This is a genomic window from Mucilaginibacter phenanthrenivorans (genome assembly GCF_024721155.1).
In the GTDB taxonomy this organism is placed as follows: Bacteria; Bacteroidota; Bacteroidia; order Sphingobacteriales; family Sphingobacteriaceae; genus Mucilaginibacter; species Mucilaginibacter phenanthrenivorans.
This window is the reverse complement of sequence record NZ_JAHVAP010000005.1, coordinates 460,099-475,906: the sequence shown is the minus strand read 5'-3', so window position 1 is coordinate 475,906 and position 15,808 is coordinate 460,099. Positions and strand designations below refer to the sequence as shown.

Genomic DNA, 15,808 nt, shown 5'->3' with positions numbered 1-15,808 from the left:
ATCTATGGATTATTTAATAATAGAAGTTTAACTATTTAATGAGTTGTAGTAGTAAACGAGCAGCGCATCCGCACCTATTACCTTGTCACCGGGCTGTAAACCGCTTTTAATAAAAGCTGTTTTCCCGTTGTTGGTTATCACCTCTACCGGCCTTATCTCAATGTTATTTTTCCCTTTTATAATAATCACATAATATTGGCTATTATCAAAAATCAGCGCCCCGCTTGTTACAGATGTAGCCTTTTTATTCACAGTGTTGCTGATTGCGATGGTAGCAAACATTTGTGGTTTTAATGCATAGTCCGGGTTATCAAGCACCACCCTCATCTTCATCACTTTGGTTGCAGGATCAAGCACATTCATCAGTTTGCCTACTTTGCCTTTGAAAACTTTGTCGGGGTATGTGTTGGTGGTAACCTCAACCGGGTCCCCTTCATGCACGCTGTTAATATTGCTCTCGTAAACATTGGCCTGCACCCATACGTCTTTTAAATCGGAAATGGTGAACATGTTGCCGCCGTTATCTGCGCGCACAGTCATATCGTTGGTTACATTTTTTTGAACGATAAAACCGTTAACGGGCGATTTAATCTCAAAATCACCGTTTCTATTATTACCGTTGATGGCTAATATTTTTTCGGCTGCTACCTTAGCCGCAACCGCCTGTTCATAATTCACTTCGGCAGTGGTAATATCAACCTGCGAAGCCAGGCCGCTTTTAAACAACTGCTTTTGCTGTTCGAGTAGTTTGGCGTTCAGCCGCACATTTGCTTCGGCAGTAATCAGGGCTGCGTTGTAATTGGCAACTTCAGGGCTTTTAATGGTGCCTAATACCTGGCCTGCGTGTACATAATCACCGGGCATTACGCGGATATTCTGTATATTGCCGCTCACCAGCGGGAATATATTGGCAACTTTATCGGTATTGTAATCTACAATGCCATTAAACTTAATGGCGTAGCTGATATTGGATGTTTTTACTGTATCTACTGCCAGTTTCTGAAACGCTGAATCAGGAATGACATAAGGAGCACGTACCTCACTCTCCTGTTCGTGTTTACACGAAACCAGGTTAAGCATTAAGCAGGTTATTGAAACAATGATTAAGCTGCTTTTATAAATTTGTTTTTTCATGTTATTATTAAATATCCTGATGAAGATTATTGATTAAAAAAGGGGGTTCCGGTAACAAAATTGAGTTGCTCAAGCGCCGTGACACGGCTGAGCTGGATGTTATTTAACTGTACCGCGTTCACTTTATATGAGTCGTACAAATACAGGAACTCTATCAGTCCGATATTCCGCACCTCATAATTTTTAACTACTTCCTGTATCAGGTGGGTAAAATCGGCCCTGAATTTGGGGTCGAAACCGTTACTGAGTTTTTCATAACGCGAGACGGTTAGATAGTTAACAGCTATGTCATTTTCCACCTGTTCCTGCTGGCCCTGCAATTGTACCTTGCCCTGGTCTACCGTTAATTTAGCTTGCTTAATACCACCCTGGTTTCGGTCAAAAAACGGCAGATTAAATTCAATGCCGAGATCGGTGAAATTTGGCACGGTTCCGCCAGCCTTGTCGTATCCCAAAGACAGGTTAAAATCAGGTACGGCCAGCGCCTTTTGATACTTTAAATTTATATCGTTGTATGTTACGGCCGATTTTGCCAATCTCAAATCGTAGCGGTTGTTATAGGCTGAGTCAAGCAGTTTCTGATAAGGCACTGTGGCCAAAATATCCTTCCCGTCCATATCATAATTATATTCCGTTTTAATGTAAGTTCCGGGCTTTGCCCTTATCAGTAATTGGAGCTGGCTTATGGAGGCATCAATCCCCGCTACCAGGCCGGCCAGTTCGGCCTGCAATGAATACAATTGTGACTGGATGCTCAAAACATCCTTTTCGGAAATATTGCCTATCGCATTTTGTTCCTTGTATGCCTTTAGTATCTTTTGCAGGGTATTAATCTCGGCGTCGTATACCTTGACGGATTCCTGCTGAAAGTGAATTGTAAAAAAATCACTGCGCAATGAAGCCTTCAGTGTCCTCAACAAATCAAAAAACTGGTATTTAGCCTGTTCAACGCCTATCTTAGCCAACTGTATATTCTTATTCCGTTTCCCCGCAGTTGTAAACAATTGAGAGATACTGCCGGAATATTCACTCTGGCCGGCACTGTAATCAAAAAACTTGTGGGTATCGGTATTATACAAGGCCGTAGCAACGCTGAAATCAGGGTTAGGGAACAGCTTAGCCGTTATCACCTGGGCCTCGGCTATACCAATGTTATAATGCTGGGCAATCAATTGAAGGTTGTTTTTTAAAAACAGGTCTTCGGCCTGTTTAACGGTTAGTTTAACGGTGTCGCCTGTCGGGCTTTGTCCAAAAAGCCTGCAACTGAACAGTACCAAACCGATAAATAGTAAATTAATAGGGGGTTTGAATAACATAATCTTAAGAAATTGAACTTGAATGGTTATTAAGTAATGGATTTTTGGATGCCATTTAAATTGTAAGGGCGGAAGGCTTGTTGTAAATTTTTGCCATGCGTTAAATTTTGCTGTTTACTGTTTATCGTTAATTTAGTTGAGCGCTTTTTTTTGCAGCTTCCGTTCCATTTTTACCCGGCTTGTGTTTTAACTCAAGATTGAATACATCTCTGATATTTGGCACCCCACCATATTGGCCCTGAAGGTATTCCTTGTCGAAAATTGCATTGCTGCGAACGCCTGGGTTAAATATGTAAAGGGCCGTTATGGAAGAAGCTCCATATGCGTCCTTGTTAAGGAAAGCAATCTGGTCCCTTCTTAATTTCTTGAGAATTTGCTGATTATAGGAGATAGACACCAGTTGGGCTCCATTTTGATTGTATTTATCTGAATTAAATAAATCCATCACCATGGTTATAATATAAGGGTGGATTTTGGCATCTAAATCATCAATCCAAAATGTACCCCCATCCATTAAAACTTTGATCATTGGACCGAGTAACGCGATAAATTTTTGTGCCCCGGATGATTCTTCCTTATTTAGTTCAAAGGAAATATTTTCGACTTTCCTGTTCTTCGAATCATATTTAATATGAGTTGAACCAAGTTTGATTTTAGGCTGGGAATTATTAAACCCTGAGAATTTTCTATAGGAGGTTTTTTGCTCTGCCTGTTTATCCATCTGTCTTTCAACACCGCTAAAACCCAGGTCTGATTTTTCAATGATCTCATTTAACAGCGAACTGTAATTCGGGTCTGCAAGCAATTCCGCTGTATAGCTAAGGGCATCATCCAGGCTGGGTTCAGCATAAATAATATTTTTGGCAAACCAGGTCGTTATCTGCAATCCCAGGTCAATATTAAATTGTGCTAATACCGAAAGATATAAAGCATCACTGCGTGTTAATTCTGTAATTAGCAGCAGCTTGTTTTTATATTCATTTGAGAACCGCTTAACAATTTCAAATTGATTTTTAGTTCTTATAAATACTGTTTCCTCGCGCCGTTTCACAATCATGTAAAGCCATTCGCTAACAACCGCTTTGTTATCTATTTTAAAGCCATACCTGTAAATGACGTTATCAATCATCATTGAACACTCAAAAAACGATGGTTTATTTTCGGTTTCAGTACTTAATCTGAAAGGCTCAATAAGATAGGTTTTAGTGAGTGCGGATTCTTTTGCCGAATTGATGACAATGTATCTCATTAGGTTAAAGCCTTTAAACAAATTGGTTTTACCCGCTGAATTGGCTCCTAATAAGGCAATTGATTTTAGAATATTAATAGGATGATTTCCGTATTTGCAGGAAAATACGTTTTCAGCATATTCTTTTATTGAACACGCTTCCATATCTAAAGTCGCTTTATCTTTAAACGACCGGTAATTTGATAAACTAAATTTTAGTAGCATAACCAATAAATTTATCTGCCAAATGCAAATGGAATTTTATCCATAATGCATTCGGTATTATTGTGTTAATAGTAAGATAGTTGATTGAGTGATTGTTAATTGGCGTTTTGTGAATACAGCCAGGCTATCTTGTACTGCTTGTTATAGCTATCATAAGCTGCAAGGTCACCGTCATTTTTAAACAGGCTTTCAACTGCATAAGTAAATTTGGGATGCTTTGCGTACACACCTTTAATGTTTGCCATGGTAAGTGGCTGAATTGGGTCAGACAAACCCGAACTAAAATAGTATTGCTCGGTAGGTTTTGGCCCTTTACCTTCCTGTACCAGTGTTGTGCGGGTATAAATCAGTATACCTTTGCTTGAAACTATACGATATTCGGCATTTTTAAAAAAGCGGAAATCCAGGCCGTCTTTGCTGTATCCGAATATGTCGCTTTTAGCAAAAACCTGTTTTTTGCCATCATGGGTTAAAACCACCGTGTTGCTACCCAAAAGGCCGCTTACTTTTAGTTTGTCATTACCAGCTGTAGCATAGCTTAGTTTATGGTTCATATAATCCTGGAGTGTTAAATATAACCCTGCGCTTTGGCCATTTGCAACAGCGCTTTGGATGAAGAATGCCATAAATGGCACAAGGATCATTAATTTAGAAGCTTTCATTTTGATTTAATTTTATTGTTAAACATTCTGTTAATATTATTATGGAACTGGAGTATGCCTTGATTCTTTTGTTTCAGGAATCAAGTGCCATTTTCAGATAATGGCACTTGATTTTATTTGTATTAAAATCTTGCTATCAAAGCAATGATAAACCTGCTGTCAGATTTCACTAAATCGTATGGAATAAAATTTGGATTAGGTACTGTTTGTCCCGCTGCATTTACAATGGTTGGCGGGTTCGGAATGTATGAGTTTGTATTGAAACTGGTTTGAGGGTTGGTTTGATAACCATTGCCTCCTGGCCCTGTAGTAACGCCGCCTGGTCCATCGAAATAAGGGATGTTCATAAAGCGGTGTACCAGTTCGAAACGAACGGTTAAGAATTGATTAGGCATATAGTCGATAGTGGTGGAAGCATCCCAACCTGCCATTTTTGCACCTGGTGTGGAACCGGCTATAAATGAGTCGGTAGCAAGGCCCGGAGGTACTATTGATAAATAATGGCTTGGGTTCGACATAACGCCGCCGCCTATAGTCCAACCCCATTTCGCCTGATCGCCAAACCAAATCCTGTTATATGCCATGGCGCTCACGAAGTTAGACGCGTTTTTGCCAAAGGGTGAATAAACGACGTTTCCGGGAGCGGTACCATTCTGAAAGCCGAAGTCGGCAGTGAAAGTGAATGCCGCGCGTTTAATGCCAGGTAGCTTTTTATCCGCTGCATCGAAATATAAATATTCCACCGAGTTGTCAGTATGGTACCTTTTTACATCCGGTGCGCCGGCAACATCTGTTCCGAAATAGTTATTAGAGATGATCTTGGTGCGTTGGTTGGGTTGGTTTACATATGCAAAACCTAAGCCCGGCATTTTATTAAACTTTCCATAAGATTGCCATCCGTTGATAACCCAAAGTTCGATCTTGGTTTTTACACTTGGAAATAACTGAACGCGGAGACCATTAAAGAACCATGGCGTGTTGTCGGAAGTATAAGATGGCTGATAGGACCAGTTTTCAAAGTTGTTGTAAGACATCAAACCGATGTATGACATGAAAACACCCATATCAACGTTGATACCATGCCATACGTCAAAATGATAACCGGCATAGCCTTCGCTTAAGTAGCGATAGGCAGTTGGCAAATCATATTCGCCCCTGTACGCGCTATAATCATTTCGTGGCACCGTTGTAGCGCGTGTACCATATTGCAACATAACACGCCCGCGTACATTTGCATAATGGAAATCGCCCCCAATAGCCAACATTGATAGGTCGACTTCGCCGTTGCGTGCTAAGGCGGTTGATCCCGTTACCAAATTATCGTTCGGATGATTGTTCGACATGGTATAGTTCACATCGAAAGTAAAATCGCCGGTAAAGTAGGCGTTATCCAGTAATTTTGAAGATTGGCGGTTATTTCCGTTAATCCACGAAAAGTCGGCATAGGCCAAAGGCGTCGCCGTTTCCATGGCTTTTTTTATAGAGTCAGCTTTTCGGATGGAATCTGCTTTCAGGTTTCCAGCGTCAGCCTTCATCATATTAATAACCGGGCTATTCGTCTGGGCTGATGCCCGGAAAATACATCCTAATAATAAAATAAGGGTAAATAGTTTTTTCATGTTTTGAATTGTTAAGAGTTAGATTGATAATAGTTATGTTATTTATTCTAATGTTTATCCCCTATGCCACTTTAATGCCAATAGGTTTAAAAAGTAGTTAAGTGATTGTTAATCAATAATTTGATTAAAATTTAGGATAAGTGAAAGCGACGAAATGCTCCAAAATGACATTGTTGGATTACCACAATGAAAGAAAAATTGAGTTTTTGACTGGTTAGTCAGCTGGAATTTGCCTTTTTTATTAAAATCGAAAATAAAAACCCAATAAATTGGGTAATTTTATGTTTTTGGCAAATAAAATGGTGTGTTTTCTAAAAAATGTACTTCTTTTTTTAGAAAAATAATCCAATATGAGAAAAAAGTGTAATTTTTGACAGCGTTAGGTGGGTGTAATTGAGAAAAATAGACGGGAGATATATGTTTAAGCCTGTTTTTTGTGGTTGTGTTTTATAAACAAACAATCAAAATAAGGACTTAATGAAGTAAGAGAGAAGGGGATGTGCTTTTTAAAAACGAAAGCAAGCTGAAGGATTATAACCTGGTTTACAAGTTATAGTCTTCAATTTTACGATATAAGGTTGATAACCCAATACCCAATAATTTGGAAGCCTCGGTTTTATTGCCTTTTGACTGCGACATTGCTTTACGAATATATTGACTCTCGATAGTGGCCAGGTTTAAAGTTGATCCTTGATTTTCCAGGCTATCAGAAAAGAAATCAAAATGAAGCAGATCGGGAGTAAGTGTATCGCCGTTTGCGATTATGACGGACCGTTCTATTACATTTTTAAGCTCGCGGATATTACCCTTCCAGCTATGTTGGTTCAACGCTTTTAGAAACGCATCATCCATTTTTTTAATTTTGCGGTTAAGTTTATTTGAAAAATCCTTTAAAAAATGATTTCCTAAAATTTCTATGTCTTCTGTACGGTCTGCAAGCGGAGGAAGGTGGATGGTAAACACGGCCAAACGGTAAAAGAGATCCAGCCTGAACCTGTTATTTTCAGCCTCATGTTTTAAATCTTTATTGGTGGCAGCAATTATGCGCACATTAACTTTGGTGCTTTTTGAGTCTCCTACACGGTTAAAGGTGCCATCTTCCAATACCCGCAGCAGCCTGGCCTGTAAGTCCAGGTTCATTTCACCTATTTCGTCTAAAAAAAGAGTGCCCCCATCGGCCTCTTCAAACAAACCTTTTTTGTCTTTTGTAGCGCCGGTAAACGAGCCTGCCAAATGTCCAAACAGTTCGCTTTTCAGCAATTCGTCCGAAAAAGAACTGCAATTAACCGCTATCAGCGGCTTGTTCCGGCGGTCGCTTTCTTCATGGATAGCCTGGGCAAATATTTCCTTGCCGGTACCGGTTTCACCTAACAGCAGTGCAGTGGTATTGGTGGGTGCAACTTTCCTTGCAAATGTGATGGCTTCTGTAATGGCCGTTGATTTACCAAGTATGGTATCAAAAGTATGGTGATGTTTTAGCTTTTTTTCGAGTTGGCTAACCTGGAGCTGTAAATTAGCCTTTTCAACCGCTTTATTTACTATCGGAATGATACGGTCATTATCATCGCCCTTCATAATATAGTCGAAGGCGCCATTTTTCATAGCTTTTACACTGTCTTTAATGGAGCCAAATGCCGTAAGGTTAATCACTTCAACATGTGGGTACATGTCCTTAATCCGTTTTACAAGCTCTACACCGTTGGCATCCGGCAATTTAACATCGCTGATCACTACCCTTATATCTTCATTTTCCAGGAATTTTAAACCGGACCTGGCAGATTGGGCTTGTAAAACGTTATATCCTTCGGCTTCTATAATTCTCGACAATAGCCCGCCGAATTTGTTTTCATCCTCAACAATTAGTATGGTTGACAGCATTTTATTAGGGGTATTTATTTATTCACCGTTTACATTTAAACATATACAACAAAGCGATGAAACTAACCATGCCAAAAATGTGCCTGATTTATAAATTGTGCCTTTAGGTTTGTAATTCAGAGCTATTGCTCAATGTTTCAGTTTTACACTTTAATAAAATAACATCATTTTGAGAAGGCTTTTTATCAAAACGGCAAAAGAGCAAGCCTTGAAATATGATGTTTTAGCCCGGTTCAGAAAAACTTTGCCAATTTGAATATACATCAATCCGTATTGGCAAGATATCACACGCAAGAGAAATGGGACCGTTATTTTAATAATTTGATTGTCAGGTTGTTATTATGATAAATACGTGTCGCAGTAGCGATGGCATATTACTTGCCTTAATCAAAACTCAATTTGTGCATTGTTGAATAGCTATTTGTGGGTATGTAAATCAATCCTTTACCTATGAAACAAATAATTTCTACTTATAAATTGTATGACCATTAAAAACAATTTAAGGGCCGGTATCGGTTTCCTTTTTCTGATCTCCTTATTAAGTTCAGCGCTTGCCGCCTACTATATATACAGGCTTTCAAACGATGCTAAGGCCATCTTGCGAAACAATTATAGTTCGCTTGTTTTCGCAAAAAACATTAACCAGGTACTTGATCTTCCGGGTTTTCCTGATGAAAATCAGCTTAAAATAATTGAAAATAATATAAAAGGTGAAGAGGCAGACATAACAGAACCAGGAGAAAAGGCATTTGCAGATTCGCTTAATGCCGACTTCAGGCGTTTTCGGGTGTCTTTAAGTAACCCTGCTCTTGCTGCCGCGCTACGGATTAAAATGCAAAAATCCGCTTACGGCGTCATGGAGGTTAATATGAACGCCATGGAGAACAAAAACAAAAGGGCGGAAAACAAGGCGAACCTGGCTATATTAATTGTGGCCTTTATCAGTTCAATTTGTTTAATAATTGCGTTTCTCTTCCTGCTTATATTTCCGAATTATGTTACCAAACCTATTAACGATCTTATTGCAGGCATAAAGGAAATTGCCAACAAAAATTACAACAAGCGCCTCTCATTTACCTATAAGAATGAATTTTGGGATCTGGCTGAAGCTTTTAACCAAATGGCGGCCAGGCTTTTTGTTTACGAGAATAATAGCCAGGCAAAAATAACGCATGAAAAACTTCGGGTTGAAACGATTGTAAGAAATGTAACAGATGCTATTATCGGTTTTGATGAAAATGGGATAGTGGCATTCGTTAACCCCATAGCTGTTAAATTATTAGGTATAGATGAAAAGGATATTATCGGCAGTTCAGCACAACAGGCGGCCGCAGATAACGACCTCTTTTTTAAATTGATTAATGAATTTGAACATTTTGATGACTTGAAATTATACCTTGACGGTAAGGAAAGTTATTTTATAAGAGAGCTGTTTGAGATATACGCCCCTGAAGACGGACATTTATGGGGAAAAAATGAAGATGAATCAAAACGTATAGGGTATTTTATATTTTTAAAAAATATCACCCGGTTTCATAAGCTGGACGAGGCCAAAACTAATTTTATTGCAACCATATCGCACGAGTTAAAAACGCCGATCTCATCCCTTAAAATGAGCTTGAAATTGATGGAAGATAAACGGTATGGAACCATAACAAATTTCCAGAAGGAACTTATTAATAATATTAATGATGACAGCGACAGGCTCTTAAAAATAACGAGTGAATTGTTAGATATGGGGCAGGTTGAAACAGGCAAATTATTATTGAATTTCGGAAATACCAATCCTCAAAATATCATTAAATACGCCTGTGAAACAATAAGGTTTATTGCCGAACAAAAAGAAATAACGCTTAACCTGAAGTGCCCTAAAAACCTCACGGATGTTTGGGCCGATCCGGATAAAACTGCATGGGTGTTAATTAATTTCTTAACCAACGCTATAAAGTACAGTTCAAAAAAATCGACAATTGATGTAACGGTAAAAAAACATTCCTCTGCAAAAATTGAATTTTCAGTTAAAGATCATGGAAAAGGAATAGAAGAAATTTATTTACCGAGGATTTTTGAAAGATATTTTAAAGTCCCGGGATCAGATTTTGCAGTTTCAGGAACAGGTTTAGGCCTTGCGATAGCAAAAGATTTTATAGAAGCACAAGGCGGTGAAATAGGCGTGGAAAGCAAGATAGGAGAAGGCAGCAGGTTTTACTTTTTATTACCGGTTAGCTTAATTTAATGGAATTAAAAATTAGTAAATGAGCTGCCTGCGCTCTATTTGGGATAAACAAAGTTAGTCTGTTCTTCTTTTACCTTTATTGGCCTTACTTCAATAGTTGCAGAGGGGACATATTCAAATTCAGGATTATTTTTTGCGATTGCTATCGCTTCATCCATATCTGTTGCTATAATATGGTAATAACCAACCTGAACCTCTTTACTTGGGTCGATTGCTACCTGTGTCCAGGTATTTTCATTTTTTGAAATGATATAACCCTCCCTTACGATAGGTTGGGCGCCTATTAATTTGCCGTCCGCTCTTAATAAGCCGATGTAAGTCTCACACTTTTTTATAAAAGCGAGATGCTGATCTGCTGAAAGTGCTTTTTTTGCATCACCCGCATTGTGGATATACAACATAAATTCTTGTTTCATATTTTTTTAATAAATGTAAGATCATCGGTTAAATATTTAGGTCTTTATCTTTAAACAAGATGCTGGAATCTTACTAACTAAGATACCTTGTTTTTTGATCAGATGGAGCTAACTAAATTAATGGGGTAAACACATTTGATAACATATAGTACCTAAAATCACTGCCAGGTATTCTAATAGATTCCCGTTCACCCAACAAATCCAATATTGAAAACAAATAAAAGAAGCCATATCATAATCAAATGATATGGCCTCTTCAAAGATCATTAGCGTATTTGGCTATTGATTTATTTTAAAGGATTCCCATCCCCCAATGGAAGTTCTGTTACAGGTCATGGCCTGGGTGCCGTTTTCGCTCGAAACATACAGGCCGTTGCTTCCTCTCAAAGAAACTGTTCCGTCGGCATTGCTTACCCAATCAAACTGTTCCCAGGGGCCAACTGATGTGCGGTTGCAGGTAATTGCCTGGACGCCATTTTCTGATGATACATATTTTCCCTGCGATTGTAATGCAATTTTTCCGCCTCCGGCATCAACAACTACAAACGATTCCCAGCCCTGGGCCGTAGTGCGGTTGCAGTTCATGGGCTGCGTTCCGTTTTCGCTGCTCACATATAAATTGTTTGAACCTTTAAAGGTTACCGTTTGCCCTATAGGTGCAACACTGCCACTACTTACCACGGGCTGCGTAGGGCGGGTAGCTGTGAGTGAAATTTGCCCCTTCAGCATTTTACCACCATCTCCGGTCAATCTTAAATAATAATCAGCGGAGCACGCTGTACCATCCTCATCCAGGGTTACGAAGGATGAACCAGCCGGAACAAAAGCTGAACTTTCCGCAGTTTTCGCGATCTGGTTACCTTCGTTATATTCATCAAACATTGATATATAGATGCTTTGGCAGCCTAGTTTTACCATGTTATAAAATTCGTGCCACATCAAATCTCCGTGTACCCTTTGATGTGCCTGTAAATCGCCGGGCAACACACATGGCTGATAGTCGATACCATTGCTGTTACAATAGGCCTGGTCAGGTATATTACATTGTTGTAATAATTATCGGCGTCGCCTATGTTGGCAACACGGCCAATCATCCAGGGCGAGAGCATGTTAAAAGCGGAATAGGTAGCCAAAAAGCCCGCCTTTGAATCCTGCCCCGCTGGTGCGGTGCGCCACTGCGTTGGTACCCCGCCGATAACATAACAACCCTGTGTTTTAAACCAGTTTATCACATCCAGGCATACTGCTGCGGTCCACGGATGATCGTTATCGTTAAAACCAAATCCCCAGATACATACTACAGGTTTGCCGTTTTGTTTTGCATAAGCTGATGAGGAAGTGTAGGCCGACATTTTATTGGTCCAATCGGTTTTTATTTCCGATTGCATATTTGTCCAGTCGGTTACATCATACATAATATAAAACTTACGGCCATAAGTTTCTGCCGCAGTTTTAACCTTCGCAGTTATTGCATCCCGAACCGGTCCTTCCGAGCCGGTGGGATTAAACCGCTGTAATGCTGCCGCGTCGATACCATTCTGCTGCATCCATTGAAAATGGGTGTTAACCGTCTGATCGGTAAAAGATGAAAATAGTTTGGCGGGCTGCCCATTGTTTAAATTTGCAAACCCTGTTTGGTAAGTACTGGTATAGTCGCGTACATCGGGCCACGATTTGAACCCCAGGTTGTTTGTTGAGGGAGCCTGCGATTGGTTTTGCGACCAATGCCACCAGGCGTTTATCGGTGAGCCATCGCCAATTGCCGCGAACCATCCCTGGTAGCCAACAACTACTTTGCCGACAACATCGCCCGGCGAAGACGCAAATGACCTTGAATTGATCTTGATCTTGCCCAACGCATTTGACTGTTCGGGGGAGTTTTTCTTGCAGCTGATTACCATAGTAGCAAGGGCCGCGAATATTATTATATTGATTTTTTTCATAATGATTTTGTATTGGTTAGGTATTAGTAAATATTTATTGGAATTATTTCCCGCTTTAAGGAGGCTTCAGAATAAATGTTCGCATGATGGTTAATACAGCTAATGATCTTGAAAAGACTTGGATGTAGGTTTTAAATGCAAATTATAGCCGCGTATTAAAAATTGCTTAATAATCAATTAATGTTTTAACTATAAATAAATTATTTTTAATACAGCGTGATATGCGTATCAATTAAAATAATAAGAAACATAAAAGGAAAAGTTTGGATGGCAGGGTCTTATACGGGCATGGCTTTTTCTGGCCGAATCACAACTGATAAAACCGCACAGTCGTTGTAACGTTTTCGAACGGCATTGGTAAGGTTTGTTTTATAAGATATTTATTATCAATATATTATGCATTTGGCATGGAATTTAAATAGCATGGTAACAGTTGCTGTATTGCTTGAGATATACATCAGTCCGGTTTATTAAAATGAAAATTGAAAATCACATGCTGAAACTGGCGGGTAAAAAGTCAACCTGCGACGAATCACAGGAACTGGATGATTTCCTGGAGAAGGAAGATCCTGAGGCATTCGCGGTATTACGGCTACTGGCGGATTTGATAATTGACGAACCCGCATCCAAAGAGGATATAAATCGCAGCTTTGCAAAGTTAACGGAGCGGATCAAATCCGCTGAATCGCATCAAGTTCCGCAGATTACTGCGTCAACCTATAAAAGGCAACCTAAAAGAAAAATAATTATTTACCTTGAAAATTAAATGGCCATGTTGCAAACATATTTTAAACTCGCCTACCGGAATATAATAAAGGACAAAGCTTACGCAATCATCAATATATCAGGTTTGGCAATAGGCCTGGCCTCGGGTATCCTGATTTTGCTTTGGGTGCAAAATGAATTGAGCTACGACAAGTTCCATAAAAATGCCGGGCAAATCTATCGTATAACCAGCGAATTTGGTGATTCAAAAAGCGCGGCTAACTCGGCAGGTATGCCAGCAGGTTTAAAGGCAGAAATGCCGGTTGTTAAAAATACGGTGCGTTTAGGGCTAAGCAACAGCGTACTGCTCGAAGCGGGTAATAAAAAATTTGAAGAAAAACGAGTGTTTTATGCCGATGCGAGTTTCATGGATGTGTTTTCCTTTCCTCTGGTGCATGGCGACCGCGCCACAGCATTAAAACAAATAGATGCTGTTTTGATAACACAGGAAATGGCAACAAAATACTTTGGAAAAGAGGATCCCATTGGCAAGGTAATCCGAAAGGATAACCAGGAAAACGTGATAGTAACAGGCGTTTTAGCCAATATTCCTGCCAACTCCGACCTACAATTTGACTTCGTTCTTCCGATGGCCTCCCTGGCTAAAACGTTCGACGATTTAAAAAGCAATACATGGGACAACTTCAACCTTTTCGACTATGTTCAATTGCAAAAAAGTTTTGATCCATCTGCTCCCAATTTATCAAGACTTGAAAAGCAAATTGACCAGATCTTTCAGAAGCATAGCCCGGGAACCAAGGCCTTGTTCCAATTACAGCCCTTAACCAAAATCCACCTGGCGCCTGATAGACTTGGCGATATGCCAGGGCACGGCAATGCGCAATACGTAAACATCTTTTTTATCATCGCAATTTTAATCCTTGTGGTGGCCTGCATCAATTTCATGAACCTGGCTACTGCACGGTCAGCCCGGAGGGCCAAGGAAATCGGCTTGCGGAAGGTGGCTGGTGCTGTGCGTGGGCAACTGATCCTCCAGTTTTTAAGCGAGTCGGTATTTATTTCCTTCCTGTCCTTATCGCTTGCGCTCGTGATCGTCCAGTTATTCCTGCCGGTATTTAATGAACTGGCGAACAGAAAACTCGCTATCGATCTGTCGGATATGAAGCTTTGGGTAAGCCTTTTTGGTATTGCCTTGTTAACCGGGATCATTTCGGGTAGTTATCCCGCCTTATTCCTTTCAGGCTTCAACCCGGTTAAAGTACTAAAGGGGAATGTAAAGTCAATGGGCGGAAATTTACTGTTCCGCAACACTTTGGTTGTAGTTCAATTCATGGTTTCCATCGTGTTGCTGGTAGGCACAGTGGTGATCTACAACCAGCTTAGATTTATCAGGGACAGGAATCCCGGTTTCGAGAAGGCCAATCTCCTGTATATACCCATGACGGGAGACATCTGGCACAAGCAACAGGCTTTTAAAGATGAGTTAGCACGAAACCCGCTAACCAGCGATTTCGCCATCACCTCCGACCTGCCTACCAACCTGTTGGGCTGGACGCTTAGCGTAGGCTGGGACGGTAAAGATCCCCACTCGCAAATGTCATTTCCGGTAATGGCCGTTAATGAGGATTTTACCCATACATTCAGGATGAAGCTAGTGAATGGCCGAAGTTTTTCGCGAGGCTTTAAAAGCGATTCCAATAACTACATGATCAACGAAAAGATGGCGAAAACTATGGGCTTAAATGCCAATACCGCCGTTGGTAAACCGTTAACGCTTTGGGGTAATAAAGGCACCATAGTTGGCGTAGTAAAGGACTTTAATTTTAAACCGATTTCGCAAGCTATTGAGCCATTGGTTATGCCCTTTAATAAGATGGGTGGTTATATAATGGTACGAACCCTGCCCGGTAAAACCAGTGCAACCATACAGGTTTTGGAAAAAATAAGCAAGGAATTAAACCCGGCCTACCCCTTCAAGTTTGATTTTCTTGACCAGGAGCTTGCTAACCTCTATAAGGGTGAACAACAGATGGGCAACATTTTTAACCTGTTTGCCATCCTGGGCATATTTATTTCCTGCCTGGGTTTATACGGTTTATCCGCATTTATGGCCGAGCAGCGTACCAAAGAAATTGGTGTGCGCAAGGTATTAGGCGCATCCGTTTTAAGCCTCGTTTATTTATTATCCTCCGGCATCACCAGGCTGATCGTGATCGCTATAATTATAGCCATACCGCTTTCATGGTATGCGGTGAACAGCTGGCTGGCCGGTTTTGCCTACCATATCAATGTTAGCTGGGTGGTATTCTTCATAGCTTCCGCGGCCGCTTTGAGTATCGCCTGGATCACCATGAGCTATGAGTCGATAAAAGCCGCAATTGTTAACCCGATAAAGAGTTTGAGAACAGAATGACGGGGAGCACAG

12 protein-coding genes are annotated in these 15,808 nt (G+C 40.3%); 3 read left to right on the top strand and 9 right to left on the bottom strand.

The annotated features are described in order from the left end of the window. Positions 1-27: 27 nt before the first annotated feature. From KXD93_RS14265 to KXD93_RS14240, 6 genes are all read right to left on the bottom strand, one after another. Positions 28-1,134 carry an efflux RND transporter periplasmic adaptor subunit gene (locus tag KXD93_RS14265; protein ID WP_258137822.1) on the bottom strand — a complete coding sequence of 369 codons (1,107 nt, stop codon included), beginning with the start codon at positions 1,132-1,134 and terminating at the stop codon, positions 28-30. A gap of 26 nt (positions 1,135-1,160) precedes the next feature. Beyond that, the gene (locus KXD93_RS14260) at positions 1,161-2,450 is read right to left on the bottom strand and encodes a TolC family protein (protein WP_258137821.1); all 1,290 of its coding nucleotides are present in this window, start codon (positions 2,448-2,450) and stop codon (positions 1,161-1,163) included. Between the two features lie 127 nt (positions 2,451-2,577). Next, a complete protein-coding gene (locus KXD93_RS14255; protein WP_258137820.1) occupies positions 2,578-3,903 on the bottom strand; it encodes an AAA family ATPase in 1,326 nt (441 codons plus the stop codon). 95 nt (positions 3,904-3,998) lie between these two features. After that, positions 3,999-4,565, bottom strand: a complete 567-nt coding sequence (locus tag KXD93_RS14250; protein WP_258137819.1) for a hypothetical protein — start codon at positions 4,563-4,565, stop codon at positions 3,999-4,001. A gap of 122 nt (positions 4,566-4,687) precedes the next feature. Then, positions 4,688-6,184, bottom strand: a complete 1,497-nt coding sequence (locus KXD93_RS14245; RefSeq protein WP_258137818.1) for an outer membrane beta-barrel protein — start codon at positions 6,182-6,184, stop codon at positions 4,688-4,690. Between the two features lie 543 nt (positions 6,185-6,727). Continuing rightward, complete coding sequence (locus KXD93_RS14240) at positions 6,728-8,062, bottom strand: sigma-54-dependent transcriptional regulator (protein ID WP_258137817.1); 1,335 nt, start codon at positions 8,060-8,062, stop codon at positions 6,728-6,730. A gap of 481 nt (positions 8,063-8,543) precedes the next feature. Here KXD93_RS14240 and KXD93_RS14235 point away from each other — a divergent pair, with 481 nt between their 5' ends. Beyond that, positions 8,544-10,298, top strand: a complete 1,755-nt coding sequence (locus KXD93_RS14235) for a sensor histidine kinase (RefSeq protein WP_258137816.1) — start codon at positions 8,544-8,546, stop codon at positions 10,296-10,298. Between the two features lie 35 nt (positions 10,299-10,333). On the opposite strand, the gene KXD93_RS14230 is transcribed toward KXD93_RS14235, so the two are convergent. The 3 genes from KXD93_RS14230 to KXD93_RS14220 form a co-directional block, all read right to left on the bottom strand. Further along, the gene (locus KXD93_RS14230; RefSeq protein ID WP_258137815.1) at positions 10,334-10,714 is read right to left on the bottom strand and encodes a YciI family protein; all 381 of its coding nucleotides are present in this window, start codon (positions 10,712-10,714) and stop codon (positions 10,334-10,336) included. Positions 10,715-10,993: 279 nt separating this feature from the next. Beyond that, complete coding sequence (locus tag KXD93_RS14225) at positions 10,994-11,632, bottom strand: hypothetical protein (RefSeq protein WP_258137814.1); 639 nt, start codon at positions 11,630-11,632, stop codon at positions 10,994-10,996. Between the two features lie 20 nt (positions 11,633-11,652). Then, entirely contained in the window at positions 11,653-12,657 is a 1,005-nt protein-coding gene (locus KXD93_RS14220) for a glycoside hydrolase family 99 protein (protein ID WP_258137813.1), read from the bottom strand. Positions 12,658-13,132: 475 nt separating this feature from the next. Between KXD93_RS14220 and KXD93_RS14215 the strand changes: the two genes are divergently transcribed. Both KXD93_RS14215 and KXD93_RS14210 read left to right on the top strand, forming a co-directional pair. Further along, the gene (locus tag KXD93_RS14215) at positions 13,133-13,423 is read left to right on the top strand and encodes a hypothetical protein (protein WP_258137812.1); all 291 of its coding nucleotides are present in this window, start codon (positions 13,133-13,135) and stop codon (positions 13,421-13,423) included. Positions 13,424-13,429: 6 nt separating this feature from the next. Further along, complete coding sequence (locus tag KXD93_RS14210; RefSeq protein ID WP_258137811.1) at positions 13,430-15,796, top strand: ABC transporter permease; 2,367 nt, start codon at positions 13,430-13,432, stop codon at positions 15,794-15,796. Positions 15,797-15,808 lie beyond the last annotated feature (12 nt).